The organism is Ellagibacter sp. (genome assembly GCF_048412355.1).
GTDB lineage: Bacteria > Actinomycetota > Coriobacteriia > Coriobacteriales > Eggerthellaceae > Ellagibacter.
The window spans coordinates 55,882-80,562 of the sequence record NZ_DBFSAP010000004.1 but is presented as its reverse complement, the minus strand read 5'-3'; the positions used below and the strand labels follow the sequence as shown (position 1 = coordinate 80,562).

24 protein-coding genes are annotated in these 24,681 nt (G+C 62.9%); 1 reads left to right on the top strand and 23 read right to left on the bottom strand.

All coding sequences use genetic code 11. The annotated features are described in order from the left end of the window. Positions 1–228 precede the first annotated feature (228 nt). The gene (locus ACMRQN_RS00495) at positions 229–573 is read left to right on the top strand and encodes a nitrous oxide-stimulated promoter family protein (RefSeq protein ID WP_418733350.1); all 345 of its coding nucleotides are present in this window, start codon (positions 229–231) and stop codon (positions 571–573) included. A gap of 4 nt (positions 574–577) precedes the next feature. On the opposite strand, the gene ACMRQN_RS00490 is transcribed toward ACMRQN_RS00495, so the two are convergent. The 23 genes from ACMRQN_RS00490 to ffh form a co-directional block, all read right to left on the bottom strand. Next, positions 578–1,564 (bottom strand): tyrosine recombinase, encoded by a 987-nt coding sequence (locus ACMRQN_RS00490; protein WP_418733349.1) that lies wholly within the window; start codon positions 1,562–1,564, stop codon positions 578–580. A gap of 3 nt (positions 1,565–1,567) precedes the next feature. Next, positions 1,568–2,956 carry a methylenetetrahydrofolate--tRNA-(uracil(54)-C(5))-methyltransferase (FADH(2)-oxidizing) TrmFO gene (trmFO, locus tag ACMRQN_RS00485; RefSeq protein ID WP_418733348.1) on the bottom strand — a complete coding sequence of 463 codons (1,389 nt, stop codon included), beginning with the start codon at positions 2,954–2,956 and terminating at the stop codon, positions 1,568–1,570. 86 nt (positions 2,957–3,042) lie between these two features. After that, positions 3,043–3,999 carry a DNA-processing protein DprA gene (gene dprA, locus ACMRQN_RS00480; RefSeq protein WP_418733347.1) on the bottom strand — a complete coding sequence of 319 codons (957 nt, stop codon included), beginning with the start codon at positions 3,997–3,999 and terminating at the stop codon, positions 3,043–3,045. After that, complete coding sequence (locus ACMRQN_RS00475) at positions 3,996–5,528, bottom strand: YifB family Mg chelatase-like AAA ATPase (RefSeq protein ID WP_418733375.1); 1,533 nt, start codon at positions 5,526–5,528, stop codon at positions 3,996–3,998. Before ACMRQN_RS00475 ends, dprA begins: the two co-directional genes overlap by 4 nt. Further along, the gene (locus ACMRQN_RS00470; protein ID WP_418733346.1) at positions 5,528–5,983 is read right to left on the bottom strand and encodes a YraN family protein; all 456 of its coding nucleotides are present in this window, start codon (positions 5,981–5,983) and stop codon (positions 5,528–5,530) included. Before ACMRQN_RS00470 ends, ACMRQN_RS00475 begins: the two co-directional genes overlap by 1 nt. A gap of 288 nt (positions 5,984–6,271) precedes the next feature. Beyond that, positions 6,272–7,060 carry a ribonuclease HII gene (locus tag ACMRQN_RS00465; protein WP_418733345.1) on the bottom strand — a complete coding sequence of 263 codons (789 nt, stop codon included), beginning with the start codon at positions 7,058–7,060 and terminating at the stop codon, positions 6,272–6,274. Positions 7,061–7,168: 108 nt separating this feature from the next. After that, positions 7,169–7,516, bottom strand: a complete 348-nt coding sequence (gene rplS, locus ACMRQN_RS00460; protein WP_158049251.1) for a 50S ribosomal protein L19 — start codon at positions 7,514–7,516, stop codon at positions 7,169–7,171. 205 nt (positions 7,517–7,721) lie between these two features. Then, positions 7,722–8,045, bottom strand: coding sequence for an AzlD domain-containing protein (locus ACMRQN_RS00455; RefSeq protein ID WP_417055812.1), 324 nt, complete (start codon positions 8,043–8,045; stop codon positions 7,722–7,724). Continuing rightward, positions 8,042–8,818 (bottom strand): AzlC family ABC transporter permease, encoded by a 777-nt coding sequence (locus ACMRQN_RS00450; RefSeq protein ID WP_158049249.1) that lies wholly within the window; start codon positions 8,816–8,818, stop codon positions 8,042–8,044. Before ACMRQN_RS00450 ends, ACMRQN_RS00455 begins: the two co-directional genes overlap by 4 nt. Positions 8,819–8,824: 6 nt before the next feature. Then, positions 8,825–9,868, bottom strand: coding sequence for a deoxyguanosinetriphosphate triphosphohydrolase (locus tag ACMRQN_RS00445; protein ID WP_417053081.1), 1,044 nt, complete (start codon positions 9,866–9,868; stop codon positions 8,825–8,827). Between the two features lie 53 nt (positions 9,869–9,921). Then, the gene (mtnA, locus tag ACMRQN_RS00440) at positions 9,922–11,019 is read right to left on the bottom strand and encodes an S-methyl-5-thioribose-1-phosphate isomerase (protein ID WP_418733344.1); all 1,098 of its coding nucleotides are present in this window, start codon (positions 11,017–11,019) and stop codon (positions 9,922–9,924) included. 17 nt (positions 11,020–11,036) lie between these two features. Continuing rightward, the gene (asnS, locus tag ACMRQN_RS00435; protein ID WP_418733343.1) at positions 11,037–12,476 is read right to left on the bottom strand and encodes an asparagine--tRNA ligase; all 1,440 of its coding nucleotides are present in this window, start codon (positions 12,474–12,476) and stop codon (positions 11,037–11,039) included. 79 nt (positions 12,477–12,555) lie between these two features. Next, the gene (ppdK, locus tag ACMRQN_RS00430; protein ID WP_418733342.1) at positions 12,556–15,273 is read right to left on the bottom strand and encodes a pyruvate, phosphate dikinase; all 2,718 of its coding nucleotides are present in this window, start codon (positions 15,271–15,273) and stop codon (positions 12,556–12,558) included. Positions 15,274–15,374: 101 nt separating this feature from the next. Next, positions 15,375–16,256: a pyruvate, water dikinase regulatory protein gene (locus ACMRQN_RS00425; protein WP_418733341.1), complete on the bottom strand. Its 882-nt coding sequence runs from the start codon at positions 16,254–16,256 to the stop codon at positions 15,375–15,377. Positions 16,257–16,286: 30 nt separating this feature from the next. Further along, positions 16,287–18,389 carry a glycine--tRNA ligase subunit beta gene (glyS, locus tag ACMRQN_RS00420; protein ID WP_418733340.1) on the bottom strand — a complete coding sequence of 701 codons (2,103 nt, stop codon included), beginning with the start codon at positions 18,387–18,389 and terminating at the stop codon, positions 16,287–16,289. Continuing rightward, complete coding sequence (locus tag ACMRQN_RS00415) at positions 18,390–19,322, bottom strand: glycine--tRNA ligase subunit alpha (RefSeq protein ID WP_158049242.1); 933 nt, start codon at positions 19,320–19,322, stop codon at positions 18,390–18,392. 54 nt (positions 19,323–19,376) lie between these two features. Further along, positions 19,377–19,946, bottom strand: a complete 570-nt coding sequence (gene lepB, locus ACMRQN_RS00410; RefSeq protein WP_418733339.1) for a signal peptidase I — start codon at positions 19,944–19,946, stop codon at positions 19,377–19,379. Between the two features lie 85 nt (positions 19,947–20,031). After that, complete coding sequence (gene trmD / locus ACMRQN_RS00405; protein WP_418733338.1) at positions 20,032–20,922, bottom strand: tRNA (guanosine(37)-N1)-methyltransferase TrmD; 891 nt, start codon at positions 20,920–20,922, stop codon at positions 20,032–20,034. Between the two features lie 73 nt (positions 20,923–20,995). Further along, positions 20,996–21,526, bottom strand: a complete 531-nt coding sequence (locus ACMRQN_RS00400; protein WP_418733337.1) for a ribosome maturation factor RimM — start codon at positions 21,524–21,526, stop codon at positions 20,996–20,998. Continuing rightward, positions 21,526–21,780: a KH domain-containing protein gene (locus tag ACMRQN_RS00395; RefSeq protein WP_158049237.1), complete on the bottom strand. Its 255-nt coding sequence runs from the start codon at positions 21,778–21,780 to the stop codon at positions 21,526–21,528. The genes ACMRQN_RS00400 and ACMRQN_RS00395 overlap by 1 nt, the downstream gene beginning before the upstream one ends. Before the next feature lie 5 nt (positions 21,781–21,785). Further along, positions 21,786–22,031 (bottom strand): 30S ribosomal protein S16, encoded by a 246-nt coding sequence (gene rpsP / locus ACMRQN_RS00390; RefSeq protein ID WP_158049236.1) that lies wholly within the window; start codon positions 22,029–22,031, stop codon positions 21,786–21,788. A 144-nt stretch (positions 22,032–22,175) separates the two neighbouring features. Further along, positions 22,176–22,718 carry a flavodoxin family protein gene (locus ACMRQN_RS00385; protein WP_418733336.1) on the bottom strand — a complete coding sequence of 181 codons (543 nt, stop codon included), beginning with the start codon at positions 22,716–22,718 and terminating at the stop codon, positions 22,176–22,178. A 248-nt stretch (positions 22,719–22,966) separates the two neighbouring features. Continuing rightward, positions 22,967–24,379, bottom strand: coding sequence for a signal recognition particle protein (gene ffh / locus ACMRQN_RS00380; RefSeq protein WP_330047390.1), 1,413 nt, complete (start codon positions 24,377–24,379; stop codon positions 22,967–22,969). Between the last annotated feature and the right edge of the window lie 302 nt (positions 24,380–24,681).

The window sequence follows — 24,681 nt, the reverse complement described above, 5'->3', positions numbered from 1 at the left end:
GAGGCCATCAATGAGAAAACATCTGTTCGCTAAAACGGCACAGGATGTTCGACGGGTGGAACATAGTTGCACCACTCTCGACGAGATGTAGCTGCACAACCCTAGACGGGACGCGACTGCACCGCCCTCGGCAAGCCGCCCAAGCCTTGCAGGCACGTGAGGGGCCCAAAGCCCGCTTCCCCGATGGAGTTCCCTTGATGCCGCATTCCATTTGCTACACTGTTAGCCATGGAAGACACACCGAAAACCCGAAAACGGCGAGAGCGCGAGAAGCGGACGGTTTCCCAGATGATCGCGCTGTATTGCGCCGCGAACCACAAAGATGAGCCGCATGAGGCCCGTGCAGTATGCGGGAAGCCCCTGTGCGCCGCATGCGCCGAGCTCGATGCGTACTGCGCGAAGCGCACGGAGCGCTGCTTGAAGATGCACGAGAAGAAGGATTGCAACTCGTGCCCCATCCACTGCTACGCGCCCGCGAAGCGCGAGGCGATTCGCGCCGTCATGCGCTTCTCAGGCCCGCGCATGCTCTTCACCCACCCCGTCGCCGCCCTTCGCCACCTTCTGGGAAAATGACGTACTAACGAGGAAGCGCCTGGTCATGCACCTTCTTAAGCCGTTCCACCGACAGATGCGTGTACACCTGCGTGGTGGAAAGCTGGGCATGCCCGAGCATTTCCTGGACGCTGCGCAAATCGGCGCCGCCGTTGAGAAGGTCGGTCGCGAAGGTATGGCGCATATCGTGCGGCGACAGGGAGTCGTCGAGCCCCGCCTCGCGCACCGTCGCCTTGAACATCTTGCGCATCGCGTCGGTCTTCATCTGGTTGCCGCGCGTCGACACGAAAAAGTACGGGCACTCCTTGCCGTCGAGCAGCTTCGGGCGCGCCACGAGCGCGTATCGTCTGAGGGAGTCCACGGCCAAATCGTGCAAAGGAACGATGCGTTCCTTCGAGCCCTTGCCGAACAGGCGCGCCTGGCCCTCGTCGAAGTCGATATTGGCAGCGAGTAGCCCCGACGTCTCCGAGATGCGCGCACCGCACGCGTAGAGGAATTCGAGTATCGCCTGGTCGCGCATGTCGGTGAGCGACTGCTCGCGGGGGCGCCCCTTCAAATCGCGCGAAGCATGGACCGACAGCAGGCGTGCCATATCGCGCGGGCGAAGAACCTGCGGGAGGTGTTTTCCGCTCTTCGGCCCGATGAGCGCGCTCGCCGGGTTGGCGTCCACACGGCCGGTCACATTTAGCCAGCGGAAAAACGTGCGCAGCGCCGAAAGACGGCGGTTGACCGTCCTGCGCGAATAGCGCGCCGCATCGAGCTGGGCCAGATAGCGCCGCAGATCTCGATGACTTGCATGAAGCGCATCGAGCTTCTCGCGATAAGCCCACCGGCCATAGTCCCCTAAGTCGGTCCGATAGGCGCGAACGGTGTTGCCCGAAGCGTTTCGCTCTGCAACGAGCGCAGAGCAGAAGTCATCGATAGCGCATGAGACCACGGCGTCAATCTGCTGCTCCTCAGCGACAGCCTCATCACCCGCCACCGAGGAAGATCGCTTGTTTTCCGCAGCCATAAGCTAACGCTTGCCCCCTTCTTCCGAAGGCAGGAGCCCGCGCTGGCGCAGCTGGCCGCAATAGTCTGCAAGCGCCTCGGACCCGCGGCGTGCGTAGGCCGCATAGCGCTCGCGCTTGTTGCGGATTCGCTCGTCAAGCGGGCGCATAATGCCGAAATTGACGTGCATCGGCTGATACCCCGTCGTCTGAGGGTCGGTCGCGTAGCCCATGAGCGCGCCGAACGCCGTATCCTCGGAAAGAGGAAGCGGCTTCTCGCCCGAAAGCTCGGCCACGACGGCGAGCGACGAATGGAGCCCCGAGCGAATGGCCTCGCAATAGCCTTCCGTGCCGGCGAGCTGCCCCGCCACATGGACGGGAACGCCCCACCGCGCCTCAATCTCTGGGCGGAACCTCAGGTTGGAGTCGAGAAGCGAAGGCGCGTTGATGAAGGTGTTGCGGTGCATGACCCCATAGCGCGCGAACTCGGCGCTCTCGAGCCCCGGAATCATGCGGAACACACGCCGCTGCTCGGGAAACGTGAGGTTGGTCTGGAAGCCGACAAGGTTGTAGCTTTCGCCATGGGCGTCCTCGGCGCGCAGCTGGAGCGCTGCCCAAGGCCTGCGACCCGTACGCGGGTCGGTAAGCCCCACGGGTTTCAAGGCCCCAAAACGGGGCGCGTCGATTCCCGTGCGGGCGATCTCCTCGATCGGCTGGCACGCCTGAAAGAGGTCCTTCGACTCGAACTCCCGTTTGATCACGCGCTCAGCCCCCACCAATTCCTGAGCGAAAGCCTCGTATTCCTCCTTGCTGAACGGGGCGTTCAGGTAATCGCCCGCGCCCTCCTCGTAGCGACTTTGGGAGAAGAGCTTCTCGCGGTCGAGGGACTCCGCCATGACGACGGGCGCCGCAGCGTCGAAGAAGGCTAGGTTGTCAGAACCTGTTGCTTCGCACAGCGACTGGGCCAGATCGCCCTCGGTCAAAGGACCGGTGGCGACGATGAGCGCGTCGACGCCCACCGCCTCCTCATCAAGACTCCTTGCGAGACGACGGGAGATCTCAATGCAAGGATGGGCGCAAAGGCGCGCCGTGACCTCGCCCGAGAACGCATCGCGGTCAACGGCGAGCGCGCCGCCCGCGGCCACCCGGTTGCGCATCGCAATCTCGATAAGGTGCGACCCGAGCGCAGAGAGCTCCGCCTTGAGCATTCCCGCAGCACTGTCGGGGTTGATGCTCTTAAGCGAGTTCGAGCACACGAGCTCCGCGGCGTTACCGGTTTTATGCACGGCGGTGCCCACCTCGGGGCGCATCTCGACAAGCTCCACACGAATGCCGCGATCGGCGAGCTGGAGCGCCGCCTCGCTGCCCGCGAGCCCTGCGCCCAAAATGCGCACCACACGTTGACTGTCGCCCATCGATTCCTCCTCGAAAGCAAAAGGCAGCGGGCGAAAGACCCGGCCTCTCAGTGCAAAAGAGCGGGCACGGCGCCCGCGTCGTGAGATTATACCAGAGGGCGCACCACCGGCCCGAAGCGCCCGTCGGGATACCGCTGCACCTCCCCTTCCTGCTCGAGCTTCGCCAAGCGCAGCATGAGCCAGACCCACGGGTCCTCGCCAGTAGGCGCACACTCTCGCGCGATATCGCGGAGCTTTTCCATCCCTAAAGGCTCGGCCCGAAGCGCCGCGAGGAGGGAATCGGCGGCCTGACGGCCCGCCAAAGCGCCATCCCCTGAGCCCTCACCCGAGAAGATCTCCTGCCTCAAGCATCCGTATATGCTGAAAAGGGCATCGAGAAACGTATCGTCGTCGATGATAGGCACCGCCCCTTGCGAAATCAGGCGATTTGCCCCGCGGGAGGACGCCGATGTTATCGACCCAGGTACGGCAAGAACCTCGCTTCCTGCCGCGAGCGCCTCATCTGCGGTGGAGAAGGTGCCCGAAGGCAGCCCCGCCTCGACGATGAGCGTTGCCGCGGAGAGGCTTGCTATGAGGCGGTTCCTCGCGCGGAAGGCATACGGCACCGGCGGGAACGTCCAGTCGCGCTCGGAGACGACAGCGCCCCCGCCATCGATGATCGACTGGAAGAGCGCAGCATTTTCCGCCGGGTAGATACGGTCGCAGCCGCCGCCGAGAAACGCCACCGTCGGCGCGCCTTCGGCAATCGCCGCGCGATGGGCCTCGGAATCGCACCCGCGCGCGCCGCCCGATACGATAACAAGGCCCCGTGCAGCGGCGAGCGTCGAGAAGCGCCGCGCGCATCCGCGCCCGTAGGGTGTCGCCTTACGGGCGCCCACGACAGAGAGCGAGGGCATCCGCAAGACCGTGACATCGCCGATCACGTACAGGCGATCGGGAGGAGAACCGCACCGCAAAAAGCACTCGGGGTAGTCTTCACTCCCCCGCTCGACGACCGATTTAGGCCCAGAGAGCACCGCGGTCTGCGCAGCCGTCGCGCTCATACGCCCACCCCTTCCCTCACCCGGAAACTGAGCGCCTCGCACAGATGCGTCATCAGCACTTCGTGGGACTCTTCCATATCGGCAATGGTGCGCGCAACGGAGAGGGTGCGCATGATGGCGCGGCCGCTCATGTTGTGGGCTTTCGCGGACTGCTCGAAGAACTCGCGGCTCGACTCGGAAAGGTGGCAATCGCGCACCAAGTCGGCCGGCCGTCTTGGTCCCGACGCGGCCTTATCGGGAGAAACGGATGCCGACACGCGAGCCCCCGCGTCGTGCAGCGACCTCCACCGCGCGAACTCCCTCGCTTTCAACACCCCTTCCCGTAGCGTCTCCGACGACGTTCCCGACCCCGTCGCGATTACGTCGCTCGGGGGAATCCTCTGAACATCGAGATGCAAATCGATTCGATCCATAAGCGGACCCCCTATGCGTCCTTGGTAGTTCTTCACCTGGGTGAGCGTGCACGTGCATGCGGTCTCCTCGTCCCCCAAATGACCGCACGGGCAAGGGTTCGAAGCCGCGACCAGCATGAACCTCGCGGGGAACGTGACCGTGCCGTCGGCGCGGGTAAGTCTGACCTCCCCGGTTTCCATCGGCTGGCGTATGCCCTGCAGAACCGAGCTCTTGAATTCGGATAGCTCGTCGAGGAAGAGCGCGCCGTTGTGCGCAAGTGTTATCTCGCCCGGGCGAATCGGGGACCCTCCCCCGACCAGCCCCGCAAGCGATGCCGAATGGTGGGGCTTGCGAAACGGCCGCACCCCCGACAGGATCGCTGCGATCGATTCCCCCGCCACCGAATGGATAAGAGCAGTTTCAAGCGCCTCTTCCTGCGAGAGGGGTGGCAAAAGCGAGGGCAGCCGCGAGGCAAGCATGGTCTTGCCCGACCCAGGAGGCCCCATCATGAGCACCCCATGCCTTCCCGCAGCCGCTATCTGCAGGGCGCGCTTGGCGACCTCATGCCCTGCGACATCGCGAAAATCGAGATCGCACACAGCGCTTTCAGGAACAAGGGGCGAGAGCAAGGGCAAGTCGGCTGCCGCGCGCATCCCGCCGAGAAATCGCAGGCCGTACTGGGCGAGCCCATCGACGCTCACCGTTTCGCCGTCCTCGGCGCACACAAGCGAGCAACCCCTCTTTTTAGCGCACAACGCGAAGGCGAGCGAGCCTGCCACGCCGCGCACGAAGCCCTCGAGCGAAAGCTCCCCGACGAACAGGCGGTTCTCGATGCAGGCACGATCGATTTGCCCCGTTGCGGCCAGAAGCGCAACGGCAATGGGCAGATCGAGGCCCGAGCCGGTCTTTCTCAGGGAGCTCGGCGCAAGGTTAACAACGATTTTGTCGCTCGGCATCTGGAACCCGCTCGACCGAAGGGCGGCCCGCACGCGCTCACGCGCCTCTTGGACCGAAGCGTCGCCCATGCCCACGATAGAGAAGCCTGGAAGCCCGTTTGACACCGCAACCTCGACGTCGACGGGTATCGCCTCGACCCCGCGCAGCGTCGCGCCGAGCACCGTGCATCGGCCATACATCACCAACCAACCCCGAACGCGTCGATATGATGACGAATGAATGCGCGATCGGGTCCGATAAGGGTGAGCGCGACAACGTCGAAGCGGACCGGCACGTCGGTTACCTCGGAATGCTCGAGATACAAGCAGGCAATCTTCTCGTAACGCGCGCGCTTCTCCTTGGTGACGGCCTCCCCGGGAAGGCCGTTTGCGGCGCTCGTCCTGGTTTTCACCTCCACGAACACGATGGTGTCCCCATCGAAGGCGATGATGTCCGCTTCCCCGGCGATGCAGGTCCAGTTGCGCTCGACGATATCGTAGCCGCGCCTCGCGAGGTAGCGCGCGGCCGCCTCCTCGCCCTTGCGGCCAAGGTCCTTGTTGTGCATGTTCTTCTTGCTCGATGAGCCCTTTTTGGGCTTGCGCTGCTTCGGGGCGGGATCCTCTCCGGACGCGCAAGCGACAGGTTGGTTCGTCATGATGGTGCTCCTTTCTCGGGGACGGAGCAACATCATAGAGACGCATCCTGCCAGAACATGCACAGGGTCCTTGCCGATTCCTTACGCCTAAGGTGGCAATCCGCGGCAGCGAATGCCAAGGAAAGGAGCCGGATACACGTTGCAAAGTCGTCGCGAAGGAGAAAATACCTGACACAATATCGCCAGCAAATCGCAAAAACCTGGCAGGAACCTGGCAAGAATCAAGCAGCGATTCGCCTCACCAGCGTCGAAGGTCGCAGTCGTTAGCCAAAAGCGGCGAAAACCTTGCTAGAACAGCGTTTGCTGCGTGAACGCCGTGCAGAAGCTCTTGCGGTGAATGGGGCTTAAGCCCACGCGCTCGATGGCGTCGATGTGGGCTTGACTTGCATACCCCTTGTTCTCGGCAAAGTGATACTCGGGATAGCTCTCCGCATAGCGGCACATGAGCGCATCCCTCTCGACTTTCGCCACAATGGAAGCCGCCGCTATCGATGCGCATTTTCCGTCGCCCTTCACGACATTGACCTCGCGCGGATCGAGATGCAGCGGATTACCGTCGAGGAGTATGACATCGGGATGCACGCCCGTTTGCTCGATTGCCTTAACAGCGCTTGAGAACGCGAGCCTAAGCGACGCCGTCATGCCGCGGTCGTCGATGTAGGAGGGCTCGACGTAGTGCACGTCCCAGGCAAGCGCGACACGCTTCACCTCTGCCGCGATGCGCTCGCGATCGGCAGGCTTCACCTGCTTGGAGTCGTTCAAGCCCGCAATCTTCAAGTCCGCAGGCAAGACGACGGCGCCGACCGCCAAGGGCCCCGCAAGCGGGCCGCGGCCCACCTCGTCGAGCCCGACCACAACAGCATGGGGGTTCTCTCCGCACAGCGAGCGCTCGAAAGAGTACATTGAGGCCAAGCGTGCCTCCTCGTTGGCCTCAGCCTGAAGGCGCCTCTTCGCCACGGCGAGCGCGCTTCGAACGCCCTTGCGCTCGTCTGCTACGAGCGCGCGCTCGAGCACAGCAAACTCCTCCGCATCGGCCTCGGAAAGCCTCTTCTTTATCTCGGCGACCGTCACGCCCATGAGCGTCTCCTTCGAACTTCCACGCCTCTGCGCGCACGCGCGCCGTGGCCACGATACAAGAAAAGGCCCCGAGGGGCCTTTTCAATGGATGCAAACGAAGTGTTCGCCTTAGCGGAACGACTTCTCCTTGATTTTCGCAGCCTTGCCAACCTTCTTGCGGAGGTAGTACAGCTTGGCGCGACGCACGTCGCCACGGCGGGTAATCTCGATCTTGTCGATCTTGGGGGAGTGAACCGGGAAGGTACGCTCGACGCCCACGGAGAAGCTGATCTTGCGAACGGTGAAGGTCTCGCGGCAGGAAGCACCATGACGGCGGATGACGTCGCCCTGGAACACCTGGATACGCTCGCGGTTGCCTTCGACGATGCGGTAGTGGACTTTCACGTTGTCGCCCACTTTGAAATCAGGGATGTCCTGCTTGATTTGCTGCTGCTCGATAGCGCGAATGATGTCCATCTTCGTTTCCTTCTATGCTCTCTTTTGAAACCGTTTTTGTACATATCGGTGTAAAGACACAGTTGGACATTATACTGCGCACGTTAACCAAGCGCAATAGCATTGCACTTGAAATCCGACGAGTTTCCGAGAGAGGTCCTGGACTGCTCTTCTTGACGAAGCGTCGTATACATCCCGGTCTTTACGTTGATACTTTTCACTCTCGCTAAATGAGCGTGAGCAAAGCGTAGGATACCACACCTGCCACCGCGCAGCCAAGAAGTGATTTCGTCCTCCACGCCACCACCACGACTACGGCACTCGCAACCAGGGGCATAGCCGCGGGCCATATACCGGCAGCGAACATTCCAGGCGAGAGCAGATCGTTCGCGACGAGCGCGGCAAAGGCCGCCGAGGGAATGAAGCCGAGCGCACGCTCCACGGCGTCGGGCAGCGAGCGCCCCTTCAGAAGAAAGAGCGGCAGCACGCGGCAGGCGAGCATCGTCACCATGCACGACCCCAAGACGATGAAGTACTCCTCCCACGTCATTCGCGCTCACCTCCCTTCTTGCTAGCGCCTTCCCCGCCGACGCACGCCTCCTCGATGCGAGCCTCGTACGCCGCACTCTCGCGCGAGCGCGCAAGACGCACCTGGGACACGCACAAGGCGGCGACAACGCCCGCTACCGCGCCGAGAAGGATCGCGGGGCCGGTGAGCCCCACCAGCTTGAACACGTAGACGCCGAGCATCGCGACCGCGGCGGCAACCACGTTTTCCACATTCGCTTTCTGCGTGCACAGAAGGCAGATGAAGATCGAGGTCATGGCGAAGGAGGCGATCGCGAGCGGGATGCCGATAGCGTTGCCCACCAGCACGCCGACCGTGCACGAGAGCGTCCAGGAGGTGCACGAGAACAGGTTCACGAACAGGGCCCGACGCACCGACCAGCCCCCCTCCTCGAATTTGAGGGTGTTCACGCCGTAGCTCTCGTCGGTCACCGTGGCGGCGAAGAGGAACGCAAGGCGCTTGCGCACGCCGATGCAGTGGGGGGCGAACGCGGCCGAGTAGAGCATCTGGCGCGTGTTCACGAACGACACGCTCGCGATAATGGACGCGATAGGCGCGCCAGCGAGCCACATATTGGGAATCATGAACTGGCCCGCGCCCGAGTAGAACAGCACGGACATGGCGAATACCTGCAGCGCATTGAGCCCGATGGAGTCGCACAGGATGCCGCACGGCACGCCGATGGCGACGTAGCCGAGCACGATGGGGAGCGCCGCGGTGAAGCTGGCTTGCAAATCGGTTTTTAGGTTGGTCATAGCTCTTTACACGTGAAGGGAATGGGGTTCGAACAGGTTCTGGAAGCGGGATTTCGCATAGCGGTCGGTCATGCCGGCGATGTAGTCGGTCGCAGCGCGCACGTCGTCGCCTTCCGAGATGGCGCGGTACTCGACGGGAATCTCGCCTGGGTTCTCGATGTAATAGGAGAAGAGCACATCGATGAGGCGCATCGCCTTCGCCACTTCCTCCATAACGGTATCGCAGGTGTAGACGTTGTCGAAGAGAAACTCGCGCAGCTCGGCCATGGCGTCCCACACGCGCGGCGACAGGCGGATATCGTCTTCGGCAGCCGATGTGCGGACCGCGTCGACCACGAGCGTCTCGATGCGCGAGGAGTGGTCGCACCCGAGCACCTCGTGCGTCGAGGGGGGAAGGTCTCCCTCGCAAAGGACGCCCGCGCGGATGGCGTCATCGATGTCGTGGTTCACATACGCGATGCGATCGGCCACGGCGACGATGCGCCCCTCGAGGGTTTCGGCGCGAACGGGCCCCGTATGGCAGAGTATCCCGTCGCGCACCTCGGGCATGAGGTTCAGACCTCGCCCACCGTTCTCGATCGTCTCGACCACGCGAAGGCTTTGCTCGTTGTGGCGGTACAGGGCGGCAGCCTCGGGACTTTCGGGGTCCACGCCGCGAACGCGGGCGATTGCACGGCACAGCGCGTCCTCGCCCGTGTGGCCGAAAGGCGTGTGCCCCAGGTCATGGCCGAGCGAGATGGCCTCGGCAAGATCCTCGTTGAGGCCGAGCGCCCGCGCGATGGTGCGCGCTATCTGAGAAACCTCCAGAGTATGCGTGAGGCGCGTGCGGAAATGGTCGCCCTCCGCCGCAAGGAAGACCTGCGTTTTATGTGAAAGCCTCCGAAACGATTTCGTATGGAGGATCTTGTCGCGATCGCGCTGGAAGTCGTTTCGCAGGAAATCGGGATCGCTCGAGCGGTCGCGACCGTCGGACTCGTCGGAGAACGCCGCGTCCGGTGAAAGGAGCTCATGCTCGCGGAACTGCTGATCCCCCCTAGTGACGATGCGCATCATTGCTCCTGACCTCGATTTCCCAATTACCCGAAGTGTAGCAGAAGTCGGCGCTATCCGACGCGCGCGGCAACCTCGCGTGCGGCATCTTGGGGCGGAAACACGCCGAACTCGGTGATGATGCCGGAAATAAGCTCGGCGGGCGTCACGTCGAAGGCGGGGTTGTACACATCGACCCTGTCAATCGGCTGCGGCAGGACCTCGCTTGGATCGCGCTCCTCGATGGGGATAGCCGAACCGTCGGGCAGGGAGACGTCAAACGTGCTCGCAGGCGCGGCAACGTAGAAGGGGATGCTGTGGTGGTGCGCGAGAACAGCTACCCCATAGGTACCTATCTTGTTGGCGACGTCTCCGTTCGCGGTGATTCGATCAGCTCCGACGACGACGAAATCGACCATTCCCTTACCCATAAGGCTTGCCGCCATGTTGTCGCAAATTACCGTCACAGGCACGCCCGCACGGGAAAGCTCCCAGCTCGTGAGTCGCGCACCCTGGCCCACCGGACGCGTCTCGTCGGCGAAGACGCGCTCGACCTTGCCCTGCTCGGCGGCGGCATACACCACGCCGAGCGCTGTGCCGAAAAACACGGTGGCAAGGCTTCCCGCGTTGCAGTGCGTAAGGATGCGAGCGTGCTCAGGGACGAGAGCTGCCCCCGCGGCGCCGATTGCTCGGTTCACCGTCTCATCCTCTCGTTCGATGCGAAGCACCTCGTCGAAGAGGGAGTCGGCCACCTCGCCAGGTGCCGCCCCCTCCGCAACGAGACGCTTCGCGAGGGACTCCATGCGCGCAGTGGCCCACATGAGGTTCACCGCCGTCGGGCGCGCCGCAGAAATCTCAGCGGCAACGGGCCCAAGCGCCCCCAGGAAGCTCTCCCCCGCCTCGGAGCATCCGTGCAACACGGCACCACGAGCACCCTCGTTCACCGCCCAAAGTGCCACGGCGGCAGCCCCCGCAGCACCGATGGCAGGGGCTCCGCGCACCGCGAGCGTCTTTATGGCATCTACGACGCAACGCCAGCTGCCCGTCGAGCAAAAACATTCCTCACCAGGTAAAAGACGCTCGTCGAGATAGGTGAGCTCCGCTCGTCCGTTCGCATCGCGCCCAAGGCGCACGCTGCGAGGAAGGCGGGTGAGGTCGATGGAAGGTTGCACGAGAAGCCCCCGTCTCCTTAGAACTCGGCATTGCCGACGGTGCGCGGATGCGGGATGACATCACGGATGTTCTGGACGCCGGTAAGGTACATGACGAGGCGCTCGAAGCCCAGACCGAAGCCCGCATGGCGGCAGGAACCGTAACGGCGCAGGTCGCAGTAGTACTTGTACTGTGCCGGATCCATCCCGAGCTCGCCGATGCGGCGCTCGAGCACATCGAGGCGCTCCTCGCGCTGACTGCCGCCGATGATCTCACCGATGCCTGGCACGAGGCAGTCAGCCGCAGCAACGGTCTTGCCGTCGTCGTTCAGCCTCATGTAGAACGCCTTGATTTCGACAGGATAATCCGTCACGAAGGTCGGGCGCTTGAAGTGCTCTTCAGTGAGGAAGCGCTCATGCTCGGTTTGCAGGTCGATTCCCCAGCTCACGGGGTATTCGAATGTGTGACCCTTCGCAACCGCATCCTCGAGGATGGATACAGCCTCAGTGTAGGTCACCCGCGCGAAATCGCTCGTCGCCACGTGCGTCAGACGCTCGATAAGTCCCTTGTCGACAAACTTGTTCAACATCGCAAGCTCGTCGGGGCAGCGATCCATCACCTCGTTGATGACGTGCTTCAGCATGTCTTCCGCGAGGTTCATATCGTCTTCAAGGTCGGCGAAGGCGATCTCGGGCTCGACCATCCAGAACTCGGCCGCATGGCGCTTCGTGTTGGAGTTCTCCGCGCGAAACGTCGGCCCGAAGGTGTACACGTCGCCAAAGGCCATGGCGAAGTTCTCGGCATTGAGCTGGCCGGACACGGTAAGACTTGCCGGCTTGCCGAAGAAGTCGCGGCTCCAGTCAACCTCCCCCGCGTGAAGTTCCCCACCCGACTCGGCAGCAGTTTTCTCGCTCACGCGCGGCACGTCTTCCATATCGAGCGCGGTCACGCGGAACATCTCGCCTGCCCCCTCGCAGTCGGACGCCGTGATGATCGGGGTGTTCACATAGACGAATCCGCGGTCCTGGAAAAAGCTGTGGATAGATGCGGCCGCAACGCTGCGGATGCGGAAAACGGCGCGAAACAAGTTCGTGCGCGGACGGAGATGCTGCTGGGTGCGCAGAAACTCGACGGTGGCGCGCTTCTTCTGCAGCGGGTAGTCCGGCGCGGAGATGCCTTCGACGGAAATACTCTCAGCGGTAAGCTCGAATGGCTGCTGCGCCTCGGGTGTGAGCTTCAGCGTACCCTTGCAGATAAGGGCGGCGCTCACGTTCTGAGCTGCGATCTCGTCGTAGTTTTCCAGCGTTTCGCGGCTCATCACCACCTGGAGGTCGCGAAAGCAGCTTCCGTCGTTCAAGGTGACGAAGCCGAAGTTCTTCATATCGCGCACCGAGCGGACCCAACCCGCCACGGTGATTTCCTTGCCCCCGAACGCGTCGACGTCGGCGAACAGCTGGGCGATTTTCGTGCGTTGCATCATTCCCCTTCCCATGATATGCGCAAAAGGGGCCGAGCGCGAAACGCCCGACCCCTGCAAAGATGAACCTGTGGTCGTGCTACTCTTCTTCGAGCGCAGCCTGGGCCGCAGCGAGGCGGGCGACAGGCACGCGGTACGGCGAGCAGCTGACGTAATCGAGGCCGATCTTGTTGAACGTGTGGATGGAATCCGGGTCGCCACCGTGTTCGCCGCAGACGCCGCAGACCAGGTCGGGATTGCCCTCATGGCCGAGCTTGACGCCCATCTCCACGAGCTTGGCCACGCCCGGGTCGATCGTGGCGAACGGGTTGTACGGAAGCAGGTGCTCCTGCAGGTACTGCGGCACGAACTCGGCCTCGACGTCATCGCGGCTGAAGCCGAACGTCGTCTGGGTGAGGTCGTTGGTGCCGAAGGAGAAGAAGTCTGCCTGCGTAGCGATCTCGTCGGCGGTGACGGCGGCACGCGGCAGCTCGATCATGGTGCCGACCTCGATATCGAGCTCGACGCCCTCTTCGGCGGCCACTTCCGCGATGATCTTCTCGGCGACGGCGCGCAGCTTCTCAAGCTCGGCGACGGTCGACACGAGCGGGATCATGATCTCGGGCTTCGGATCGAGGCCTTCCTTCTTGAGCTTCGCGGTCGCAGTCGCGATGGCGCGAACCTGCATCTCGGGGAGGATCGGGTACACGATGCCGAGGCGGCAACCGCGCAGGCCCAGCATCGGGTTCTGCTCGGCGAAGCCGTCGATGCGCTCCATGAGCATGCGCTTCTCGGCGATGAGGGTCTTGTCCCCGCCCGTCGCCTCGAGGCGCGCGATTTCGACATCGAGCGCGCGCGGGCTCTCGAGGAACTCGTGCAGCGGCGGATCGAGCAGACGCACGATGACCGGCAGCCCGTCCATTTCCTTGAACATGCCGTAGAAGTCGCCGGTCTGGGCCTCGAAGAGCTCGCCGACTGCCTTCTCGCGCACAGCATCGTCGTCGTTCAAGATGAAGGTCTGGATGATCTGTTTGCGCTCGCCCAAGAACATGTGCTCGGTGCGGCACAGTCCGATGCCCGATGCGCCGAAGTCGCGGGAAAGCTTCGCGTCCTCGGGGTTGTCCGCATTCGCGCGGACGCCGAGCTTGCGGAACTCGTCGGCCCACTCGAGGATGGTGTCAAGATCGCCGGTGAGCTCGGGCATTACCAGGTCGACTGCGCCCAGGACAACAATGCCGGAGGTGCCGTCGAGCGAGATCATGTCGCCCTCTTTGATGACAACGTCGGTGCCGGCAACCGTCGCCTGCTTCTTCTCGGCGTCGATCTTCAGGGCCTCCACGCCGCACACGCACGGGGCGCCCATACCGCGGGCGATGACGGCGGCATGCGAGGTCTTTCCGCCATGGGAGGTGAGGATGCCCTCGGCGGCGATCATGCCGGCGAGGTCGTCGGGGTTGGTCTCCCAGCGGACGAGCACGCACTTGCGGCCGGCTTCAGCGGCGGCGACGGCATCGGCGGAGGAGAACACGGCTTCACCCACTGCTGCGCCGGGGCTCGCGTTCAGGCCGCGAGCGAGCACGTCGTAGTCGGCGTTCTTGTCAAACTGCGGGTGGAGCAGCTGGTCGAGCTGGTCGGGAGCGACGCGGCGGACGGCCTCCTTCTTGTCGATGAGGCCCTCCTTCTCCATGTCGATGGCGATATGGAGCGCGGCGGCGGCGGTGCGCTTGCCCACGCGGGTCTGCAGCATGAAGAGCTTGCCCTGCTCGATGGTGAACTCGATGTCCATCATGTCGTGGAAGTGGTTCTCCAGAAGCACGAAGATTTCCTCGAGCTCACGACCCGCTTCCTCGAGGCCTTCCACATGCTTGAGCTCGGCGATGGGGCTCGTGTTGCGGATGCCCGCGACGACGTCTTCGCCCTGGGCGTTCACCAGGTAGTCACCGTAGAATTCCTTCGCGCCGTTGGCCGGGTTGCGCGTGAACGCGACGCCCGTGGCCGACGTGTTGCCCTTGTTGCCGAAGACCATGCACTGCACGTTGACGGCGGTGCCCAGGTCGTCGGAGATCTTGTTCTTCTTGCGGTAGAGGACCGCACGGGGGTTGTTCCAGCTGCCGAACACCGCCTCGATGGCGAGCTTGAGCTGCACCATCGGATCCTGCGGGAACTGCACGGAGCCCTCGACGACGAGCGCCGGGTATTCCTCGCCCGAGACGTTCTCGGTGAAGATGCCCTTGAACTCAGCGACGAGCTCTTGCAAGTCTTCCGCGGTAAGGTCGGTGTCGGACTTCACGCCGCGCACCGCCTTCATGGCGTTGATGGCGTTCTCGAACAAATCGCCGTCAAGCCCCATGACGACGTTCGAGAACATCTGGATGAAGCGGCGGTAGGAGTCCCACGCGAAGCGGGGGTTCTCGGTCTGCTTGATGAGGCCGTTGATGGAATCGTCGTTCAGGCCGAGGTTCAAAACCGTATCCATCATGCCGGGCATCGACATGGGAGCACCGGAACGGACGGAGACGAGCAACGGATCTTCCGCATCGCCGATCTTCTTTCCGATACGGTTCTCAAGATCGAGACGATACTCGTGGATCGTGTCGAGAACGCCTTCCGGCCATACGTTGCCGGCGTTGGCGTACTCCATGCACGTCTGACAGGAAATCGTGAATCCCGGAGGAACGGGAAGGCCGATGTTGGCCATCTCGGCGAGGTTCGCGCCCTTGCCGCCGAGCGTCGCCTTCATGGTGGTGTTGCCCTCGGTTACGTTGTTTCCCTGAGCGTCTTTGCCAAACGCATAGACGCGCTTCACTGGTTCGGTCACCTTGTTCTCCTTACAAGCTCCGGTTACCTTTTTACCCATGACGTCGGAAAACGTGACTTGCGAAGACACATTTCGCGCACATTTCCCTAACGTTTCGAGCACTAGTCAACTATACCAGTAGGTGCGGGGTGCAGGCGCTCGTAGTAGCGCAATATCTCTTGAGCGGTCTCCTCGACGGCACGGTTTTCAGTGTGAACGACGATAGCACCGAGCCTGCGCATGAGCGCACGCGCCGACTCGAGGTCCTCATAGACATAGGTGGGGTCGGCATAGCTGCTCGCGACGCCCACGGCATTGCCGAGCCTGCGAGCGCGGATGCCAACGAGCACCTCGGGTGTCGTCATGAGGCCGAACAGGTGCGTCGGGTCGACGTCGTAGATCTCGCGAGGAGGCTCGGTGTGGGGGTCGAGCGGAACGTTCGCCACCTTGTAGCCCTGCTGAGACAGATAAATCGACGTCGGCGTCTTCGACGAGCGCGACACGCCGAGCAAAACGATGTCGGCCTGCGTGAGGTCTTGGGGGTTTCTGCCATCGTCGTGGGCGATGGTGAACTCGATTGCCTCGATGCGGCGGAAGTAATGCTGGTCGGCCACATGAAGACCGCCGGGCTTCGAGGACGGCTCGAGGCCCGAAAGGTCTGAAATGGCGTCGATGACTTGGGTCATCAGGTCGATTGCGATGATGTCGGGCTCGGAGGCTGCGAACTCGGCCAAGCGAGTGCGCAGTTCCTTGTCGACAATCGTGTAGCAGACGAGGATCTTAGGCGAGCCCTTGAGCTCGCGATGAAGCTGCATATGGTCTTCGAGGAAACGCTTCACCTCGTCGAACTTGCGCACCTTCGGCAATACCTCGATGCAGGGGTTTGTCACCCCGAACTGTGCGGCGGCGGCGCGGGCCAAAGACTGCGCCGTCAATCCCACAGAGTCGCTGACGACGTGAATCGTCGGCAGGGGCGTCCTGTTCGTGTGCACAACGAAATCCATCTCTCGCCTGGCTTTTCCTGTTTAAGTGGGCTACTTTTGGGCCTTCTTCGCCATCAACCCGAAATCGGCGACGTCGGTGAACACGCCGACGAAACGGTTGAGCAGGCGCAGTCGGTTCTCGCGCAGCGACGCGTTCTCGTCCATGACCATGACGTCCTCGAAGAAGGCGTCGATCGGCTCCTTGAGGGCCGCAAGGGCGTTGCATGCGGCGTCGAAGTCCTTGCACGCAAGCGCGGATGCGACCTTGTCCTCCCCTTCCCCGCATGCGTGAAGAAGCGCAAGCTCGGAGTCGCCGAGGATCGAGGTGTCGACCTCGCAGCCCAGCGCGGCGTCCGCAAGATTATGGGCGCGCGTGAAGGCGCCCGCGAGAGCCTCGTAGGTCTCGGGCTGCTCGGCACGGGCCGCATCGAGCGCGCAGGCGCGGGCGAAGAACTCGGCGGGGTCGATAACGCCCACAGCCGAGACGGCCTCGATGGAGTCGAGGAGGATTCCCTCGTCCTTCGCAATGGACTTCAGGCGCCCTGCAAAGAACTGCTCGACCTTTTCGGCCACGGCGGAGCGATCAAATTCAAGCCCTTGCTCGGCGTACGCGTCAAGCGACGCGGCGATGAGGTCTTTCAAGCTGACCATGGGCATCGTGCGCAGCATGGCGATGATGCCGATGGCGGCGCGGCGCACGGCGTAGGGGTCGGAAGAGCCCGTCGGGGGCTCATCGATGGCGAAGATGCCGCAGCAGGTGTCGAGCTTGTCGGCGATGGCGACGCACTTGCCGCAGATGTCAGAGGGGAGCTCGTCGCCTGCAAAGCGCGGACGGTAGTGCTCGCGAATGGCGGCACAGACCTCGGGGGCCTCACCTGCGGCCTCGGCGTAGTAGCCGCCCATGACGCCCTGCTGGTTGGTGAACTCGACGACGGCCTGCGAGACGAGGTCGGCCTTGGCCAGGTGCGCGGCGCGCACGGCGTTCGCGACGCCCGCCTCATCCTCGCCGGCGGCGGCAGCGGCCGCGCCCGCGAGCTTCTCCATGCGCTGGACCTTCTGCAGGGTGGTGCCGAGCTTCTCCTGGAACGTGACGATGCCGAGACGCTCGACGAATTCCTCCATCGGGCGCTTCAAGTCCTCGTCAAAGAAGAACTTCGCGTCGTCGAGACGCGGGCGCACAACACGCTCGTTGCCGGAGACGACGGTGTCGGAGACCTTCGGATCGGCGTTCGAGACGATCACGAACTCGCGGGTGAGCTTGCCCGCAGCGTCGAAAATTGGGAAATAGCGCTGGTTGGAGAGCATGGACTCGCAGATAATCTCCTGCGGGACGCGGAGGAACTCCTCGTCGAAGGTGCCGACGAGCACGGTCGGCCACTCGCAGAGGTTCACGACCTCGTCGAAGATGCGGGCGGGCGTGTCCACGTGGCTGCCGGGACGCTCTGCCTCAATAGCGGCGATGCCCTCGCGGATGGCGGCCTCGCGGGCCTCGGCGCCAAGCACGTAGGAATCCTCGAGCACCTGCTCGTAGGCGGCAGGCTCAGCAACGACGTGCTCGCCGGGCGCCAAAACGCGATGGCCGCGGGTGGTGTTGCCGCTCGTCACGTCGGCGTAGGTAACGGGCACGACCTCGGAGCCGAGGAGCGCGCAGATCCAGCGGATCGGGCGCACGAAGGTCTCGTGTTCGGAGCCCCAGCGCTGGGAGCGGTAGTTCGGCCACTCGATGGCGGCGATGACGTCGTGGCCGAGCGCCGACAGGATCGGCATCGCGGGCTCAGAGGGGACGTTCCTCTCGGCGAAGATGTACTCGTTGCCGTCCTCGTCAATCTTGCGGGTGAGCTCGGAGGCATCGATACCGCACTTGCGGGCGAAGCCGGCAGCAGCCTTGGTGGGGTTGCCGTCGGCGTCGAAGGCGATTTGGGCCTTGGGGCCGCGCTTGACCTCATGGACAGCCTCGGTGGCGCATGCCACGTCCGACACAATCGCGGCAAGGCGGCGCGGCGAGGAAACGACGCGCACATCGCCATGGGCAAGCCCGGCCTCGTCGAGCATCTTCACGACGAGCTTCGGAAGCTGCTTGGAAGCGTTGATCAGCGGCGCCGAGGGCATCTCCTCGGTACCGATCTCGAGCAGGAAATCCAGAGTATCTGCCATTTAGGCCACCTCGCCCTTCGTGGAATACGTGTCTTTCTTGCCAGCGACCTCGGCGAGATAGCTCTCGCAGCAGGCCTTGGCGACGGCGCGGACGCGCAGGATGTAGTTAGCGCGCTCGGTCGCCGAGATGGCGCCGCGTGCGTCGAGGATGTTGAACGCGTGGCTGCACTTCATGACGCAGTCGTAGGCCGGCAGCGGCAGCTTGCGCTCAAGGCAGGAGTGGCACTCGGCCTCGTACTCGTCGAACTTGCGGCGCATCAGCTCGACGTCGGCGACCTCGAAGTTGTAGGTCGAGAACTCGTACTCATTTTCATGGAAGACATCGCCATAGGTCATAGGCGTGCCGTCGGGCAGGTAGGACCACACGAGATCGTAGACGGAGTCGACGCCCTGCACGTACATGGCAATGCGCTCAAGGCCGTAAGTGATCTCGACGGGAACAGGATCAACCTCGATGCCGCCGACCTGCTGGAAGTACGTGTACTGCGTGACCTCCATGCCGTCCATCCACACTTCCCAGCCAAGACCCCACGCGCCGAGCGTCGGACTTTCCCAGTCGTCCTCGACGAAGCGCACGTCGTGCTCGGCGGGGTCGAGGCCGATGGCTTTAAGCGAGCCCAGGTAGAGCTCTTGGGAATCGACCGGGCAAGGCTTCAAGATGACCTGGAACTGGTAGTAGTGCTGCATGCGGTTGGGGTTCTCGCCGTAGCGGCCGTCGGCCGGGCGGCGGCACGGCTGCGGATAGCAGGTGCGCCAAGCGTTGGGCCCGAGGCTGCGCAGCGTGGTAGCGGTGTGGAACGTGCCCGCGCCCACCTCGCTGTCGTAGGGCTGCATGACGACGCAGCCCTGCTTCGCCCAGTAGTGCTGCAGGTTCATGATGATGTCCTGGAACGTCAGCTTGTCGGCCGCAGGGCCGGCGGATGTCTCTGCCATGACTCTCCTTCTCGTATCGATGCGCGGGACGCCGAGCGCCCGGTTCTCCACCCTTTAAGACAGCACCCCGATATGCGGGATCGGCCAGTAGGTGAACACCGCGTGGCCGGTCACGCTCGAGGCGTCGATTGCGCCGAAATAGCGCGAATCCTGCGAATTGGTTCGATTGTCCCCCATGACCCAAAGGCAGCCCTCGGGCACGGTATAGGGATAGCTGATGGAAACGGCCGTCTTCTCGAACGGCTCGGAGACCTTGTTCTCGGTGTAAGGCTCGTCGAGCACGACCCCATCGACGACGACCTTGCCGTTTTGCAGGTCGACCGTCTGGCCACCGGTCGCGATGACGCGCTTGATCAGCGTGCGGTTGGAGACAAGCGGGTCCGCGAAGGTGACGATGTCCCCTTTCTGGGGCTCGTTCGCGTAATAGGACAGCTTCTCGGAGAAGACGAGGTCGCCCACTTCGATGGTGTCCTCCATCGAGCCCGACGGAATCTCGTAGGCGCCGAACACGAAGGTGTTCAACAGGCGCGAGAGGCCGAACACGACGAGTACCATGATGACGATGCTCAACAGGCTGCGGGCCATCTTCGAGCCCTGGCGTTCGGCATGCTGACCGGAAAACATGAAGCGCGATATCCTTTCGATACGGGAGGCGGTGCCACCCGTGATTCAAGTCGTGAATTCGAATGATAGCGCTTCGCGCAAGTCGTTAGCCCTCTTCGCCCAATCTTTGCAGAAAATCCCTGTCAGCGGGTGAAAGTTCCACGTCGGCAAGCAGGTCGGGGCGAAGGCGTGCCGTGCGCAGCAGGCTCTGCTCACGGCGCCATTTCGCCACCTTCCCGTGGTCTCCCGAGAGAAGTACGTCGGGCACCCGCATTCCACGGAACTCAGCGGGGCGCGTGTACTGGGGATATTCCAAAAGGCCGTCGGAGAAGCTCTCGGTGATTGCGCCGTCCTCGGCACCGAGCACGCCGGGAAGCTTGCGGACCACGGCGTCGATCACGACCATCGAGGCGAGCTCGCCGCTCGTGAGCACGTAGTCCCCAAGCGATATGACGCGATCTGCCAGCGTATAGGCGCGCTCGTCGATGCCCTCGTAATGCCCGCAAATGAACAGGAGGCGCTCCTCTTTGGCAAGATCGAGCGCGATTTCGTCGCAGAAGCGCTCGCCTTGCGGCGCGAGGAAAATGGTGCACAGTTTGGGGCAGTCCGACTGCGGCGCAGCGGGCTGATCGGGCAGCGCCCAGTCGCTCGGCAGTCCTGCTCGCACGGAAGTGCCAGAGGGCACTTCCGGCTCGTGCGGAACTCGCTTTGTGGACGCCGCCCGATCCGCCTGTTCCAAGCAGGAAGCAGGTTCGCATCCCGCTCCCCTCGCGCAGATATCGCCATACGCCTCGAAGAGCGGCTCGCACTTCATGACGAGCCCGGCACCTCCGCCATAGGGGTCATCGTCGGTCGTACGATGGCGATCGTGCGTCCAATCGCGCAGATCGTACGCACGAAAATCGAGAATCCCCTTCTCTTGGGCGATGCGCATCATCGACGAGTTCATCACCGAGTCGTACATGCCCGGAAACGTTGACAGGGTCTCGATGATCATCCGATGTCCTCCTTGAAATGAAAGATGGGCGCCCAGGACAGACCCTGAACGCCCATCTCGCGGGATTGCGTTGCTACAAGCTCAAAAGGCCCGCCGGCACATCGACATCGATGCGCTCGCGATCCTCGTCGATGCCGACCAAAAACTCATCCACGAGCGGAATGAGCAGGGGCGATTGCCCGTCTGCGCGATCGACGACGAGAAGGCTCTGCCCAGGGTTGTCCTCCACACGCAGAAGCGTCCCCAGAAGGCCCGCCCGCGCATCATGGACTTCCCATCCAGATACGCCCTCGGAATGCGCCGCCGCGATGGCCTGCGCAAGTTCCGGAAGTTCCTCGCGACGAACGAGCACGTGGCATCCGCAAAGCGCCTTCGCCGTGTCGATGTCGTCCACGCCTTTGAACCACACGACAGCGGAGGCATCGTCCTGCGGACGGATTTCCTCAACATTCGCGCGACGGGGCATATCGAGCACGGGCGGCACGAACGCCACCTCCATGCCCTCCTCGAGCAAAAAAGGAAGGCCCGACGCGCTTCGCACGACGAGCCCCCCATCTAGATTCTTCGCAGTCGCCAACCAGGCAACATCAGCCCAGGTGCGCACTATTCGACAAGCTCCACATCAACGGGGATGTCGGCACGGGAAGCCGCCGCGCGCGCAAGCGTGCGGATAGCCTTGATGACGCGACCTTGACGACCGATGATCTTGCCAGCGTCCTCTTCGTTCACGCGAATCTCCACGAGAATCGAACCCTCTTCGGTTTCGCTTCCCTGGATATCGAGATCCTCCTCGTTGTCGACGAGGGGCCGAACAATCGCGTCAACCAAGCCGACGAGATCTTCCGTCTGCTCGGACATGTCTTCTACGCTTCCTTGCGAGCGGTTTCGAGAAGACGAGCGACCGTGTCGGTCGGCTGGGCGCCATTGGCGATCCACTTGTCAACCTTCTCGAGGTCGAACTTGATCATAGAGGGATCGACGCACGGATTGTAGCGGCCGACCTCTTCGATGAACTTGCCGTCACGCGGAGCGCGAGCATCGGCAACGACGATACGGTAGTACGGACGCTTCTTAGCGCCGTGACGAGCCAGGCGAATTTTGACTGCCATGAAGTTGAACTCCTTTTAACCTTACATCTTTCGATTTCCGCGAAGCTTCAACTTCGGGAAAAACAGCGATTGCTAATATTACCCAGATTTGAATGAAATGGCAAGCGAGAACGCATGATACCCACACAAACGGACGAAAGCGGCCTATGCAAGGCTTGCACCGAGCTCGCGAGCCTTCTCAAGACCGGGGTTGCCAGCGATAGCGCCCTTCTCGAACACGGCGTTCACGACGACCTCGCCGATGCTTTTCTGATGCGTGTATGCGTTCGAGCGCTTATAGGTGTCGAGCAGCGAGTCCGCCGCCGTGATGTCCTTGTCCTCCAGACAGAGCAGCAGGCCGACGCGCGGGATGTTGAACGACTTCGCGATGCCGCAGAACATGCGGTCCTGGAAGGCTTTCAGCTGCGCGGGGTATGTGAAGCAATAGAGCGGCGTGGCGTACACGAGCACGTCCGCCCAGTGAAGGTCGGGGTAGAACTGCTGCATCTCGTCTTGCTGAACGCAGGCGCCCTCATGGGAGAAGCAGTAGTTGCACCCGAGGCAGCCCACGATCTTCGCGCGCCCGGCATCGATGCGCCGCACCTCGCAGCCCGCCGACTTCGCTCCCTCGATGAACGCCTCGGCGAGCGTGTCGGAGTTGCCGCCGACGCGCGGGCTTCCCGTCACTACCAGCACCTTGCAAGACATAACCGTCCCCTCTCTCGTAATGCGCCCGGCAGCAGGCCTCTCTTCCTGCCGCCCAGGCACGAAACCCGCACTCCCCCGCTTCTCATGCGGCGAGTGCCTTCAAGTGGCTCTTACCAAGCTTGCACGCTCCCGCTCCGCGCGATGAGAGCGCCTTCGAGCAGCACCCGGCCTGTCCGCTCCCACCCGCCTTCGCGGCGGTTGAGCGTTTTGATTGCAGGCTCGAGCAGCCTGGCGCCACCCCTGCTCGATTACTTGTCGCCCTGCTCGAGCATCGCCTGCACCTTCTTGATATCGGCCATGCTCATGCCGCCCGGCATACCTGGGATACGGCGGCGACGCTTGCCCTTCTTGCCCTTCTTGCCGGAAAGCTCATCGACCGAGGGCATCATCTTCTTCATCATCTTCTTGGTCTCGTTGAACTGCTTCATGAGCTGGTTCACCTCGGTGACCGACACGCCGGCGCCCGCGGCGATGCGCGCGCGGCGGCTGCCGTTCAGAAGGTCGGGCTTCTCGCGCTCGGCCTTCGTCATGGAGTTGATGATGACCTCCATGTGATCGAGCGCGCCCTCATCGACCTGCCCCGATCCAAGTGCCTTGTCACCGCCGGGGAGCGCGCTCACAAGCTTGCGCACGCCGCCCATCTTGCGGATTTGGCGATTCATGTCGACGAAGTCGTTCAGCGTGAGCTGCGATTTCGCGAGGCGCTTCGCCGTTTCAGCCTCTTCGACCTCCTGCTGGACGCGCACGGCGCTCTCGATGAGGCTCACCATGTCACCCATGCCGAGGATGCGCTTGGCAATGCGGTCGGGATGGAATTCCTCGAGCGAATCAGGCTTTTCACCTGCGCTGATGAACTTGATGGGCTTTCCTGTGACCTGTTTGATGGAAAGCGCGCCGCCGCCACGAGCGTCGCCGTCCATCTTCGACATGATGACGCCGTCGAAATCGACGCGCTCGGCAAACGCGGCCGCCACGTTCACGACGTCCTGGCCGGTCATGGCGTCAACGACCATGAGGATCTGGTCGGGCTTGACGGCGCGCTTGATGGCCTCGGCTTCCTCCATCATCTCGTCATCGACGTGCAAGCGGCCCGCTGTGTCGACGATGACGACGTCGCGCAGGTGGTCGATGGCGTCCTGCACGCCTTCCTTCGCGATGGCGACCGGGTCCTTACCGTCGCCGCGATAGACGCGCACCCCCATCTCGTCGCCGAGCGTCTGGAGCTGATCGGCGGCAGCAGGGCGGTACACGTCGCACGCGACGAGCAGGGGCGAGTGCTTTTCCTGCTTCAAACGGTACGCGAGCTTGGCTGCGGCAGTCGTCTTGCCCGAGCCCTGCAGGCCGACGAGCATGATGACGTTGGGAATGCGGCTCGAGAGGACGAGCTTCGAGTCGGTGCGACCTAAAAGCTCGGTGAGCTCGTCGAGCACGATCTTCACGACGTTTTGCGCCGGAGTAAGCGACTCGAGCACCTCGGCGGTGAGGCAGCGCTCTTTGGTGCGAGCGCAGAACTGCTTCACGACTTTGAAGTTGACGTCAGCCTCGAGCAGCGCCAGGCGAATCTCGCGCATGGCGGAGTTGATATCTTCCTCGGTCAAGCGGCCTTTTCCGCGCAGGCCCGAGAATATGCCCTGCAATCGCTCGGAAAGACTTTCAAGCATGAATCCTCCAGTGTGGAATCGAAAAGTGCACAGTGCTTGGGATTATACGCCAGGTGAGGCGCATGACGGAAAAGACCTCGGGTAGCGCGCGAAGACTGCACCGAAAACGTGGAATCGGGCGGCGAGCTCGCGGGCCGTGAGCGAATGAGACAGGAGTCAGCATGATAGAAAGAGGTCGGGTGATTTCTTTCACGTCAAGCGGGGCTCACCTAGGTGCGGGACAGGAGTTGAGCGATTTATTTCATCCTCAGCCCTTCCAAAAAGTGCACTGAACCGCGGCGATCCTGGCACAAAATGAAGGT

Coding starts and splice junctions, on each gene's coding strand:
- ACMRQN_RS00495 (WP_418733350.1), top strand. CDS start 229: ATGGAAGACACACCGAAAACCCGAAAACGGCGAGAGCGCGAGAAGCGG.
- ACMRQN_RS00490 (WP_418733349.1), bottom strand. CDS start 1,564: ATGGCTGCGGAAAACAAGCGATCTTCCTCGGTGGCGGGTGATGAGGCT.
- trmFO (WP_418733348.1), bottom strand. CDS start 2,956: ATGGGCGACAGTCAACGTGTGGTGCGCATTTTGGGCGCAGGGCTCGCG.
- dprA (WP_418733347.1), bottom strand. CDS start 3,999: ATGAGCGCGACGGCTGCGCAGACCGCGGTGCTCTCTGGGCCTAAATCG.
- ACMRQN_RS00475 (WP_418733375.1), bottom strand. CDS start 5,528: ATGTATGGCCGATGCACGGTGCTCGGCGCGACGCTGCGCGGGGTCGAG.
- ACMRQN_RS00470 (WP_418733346.1), bottom strand. CDS start 5,983: ATGACGAACCAACCTGTCGCTTGCGCGTCCGGAGAGGATCCCGCCCCG.
- ACMRQN_RS00465 (WP_418733345.1), bottom strand. CDS start 7,060: ATGGGCGTGACGGTCGCCGAGATAAAGAAGAGGCTTTCCGAGGCCGAT.
- rplS (WP_158049251.1), bottom strand. CDS start 7,516: ATGGACATCATTCGCGCTATCGAGCAGCAGCAAATCAAGCAGGACATC.
- ACMRQN_RS00455 (WP_417055812.1), bottom strand. CDS start 8,045: ATGACGTGGGAGGAGTACTTCATCGTCTTGGGGTCGTGCATGGTGACG.
- ACMRQN_RS00450 (WP_158049249.1), bottom strand. CDS start 8,818: ATGACCAACCTAAAAACCGATTTGCAAGCCAGCTTCACCGCGGCGCTC.
- ACMRQN_RS00445 (WP_417053081.1), bottom strand. CDS start 9,868: ATGCGCATCGTCACTAGGGGGGATCAGCAGTTCCGCGAGCATGAGCTC.
- asnS (WP_418733343.1), bottom strand. CDS start 12,476: ATGCAACGCACGAAAATCGCCCAGCTGTTCGCCGACGTCGACGCGTTC.
- ACMRQN_RS00425 (WP_418733341.1), bottom strand. CDS start 16,256: ATGGATTTCGTTGTGCACACGAACAGGACGCCCCTGCCGACGATTCAC.
- glyS (WP_418733340.1), bottom strand. CDS start 18,389: ATGGCAGATACTCTGGATTTCCTGCTCGAGATCGGTACCGAGGAGATG.
- ACMRQN_RS00415 (WP_158049242.1), bottom strand. CDS start 19,322: ATGGCAGAGACATCCGCCGGCCCTGCGGCCGACAAGCTGACGTTCCAG.
- lepB (WP_418733339.1), bottom strand. CDS start 19,946: ATGTTTTCCGGTCAGCATGCCGAACGCCAGGGCTCGAAGATGGCCCGC.
- trmD (WP_418733338.1), bottom strand. CDS start 20,922: ATGATCATCGAGACCCTGTCAACGTTTCCGGGCATGTACGACTCGGTG.
- ACMRQN_RS00395 (WP_158049237.1), bottom strand. CDS start 21,780: ATGTCCGAGCAGACGGAAGATCTCGTCGGCTTGGTTGACGCGATTGTT.
- rpsP (WP_158049236.1), bottom strand. CDS start 22,031: ATGGCAGTCAAAATTCGCCTGGCTCGTCACGGCGCTAAGAAGCGTCCG.
- ACMRQN_RS00385 (WP_418733336.1), bottom strand. CDS start 22,718: ATGTCTTGCAAGGTGCTGGTAGTGACGGGAAGCCCGCGCGTCGGCGGC.
- ffh (WP_330047390.1), bottom strand. CDS start 24,379: ATGCTTGAAAGTCTTTCCGAGCGATTGCAGGGCATATTCTCGGGCCTG.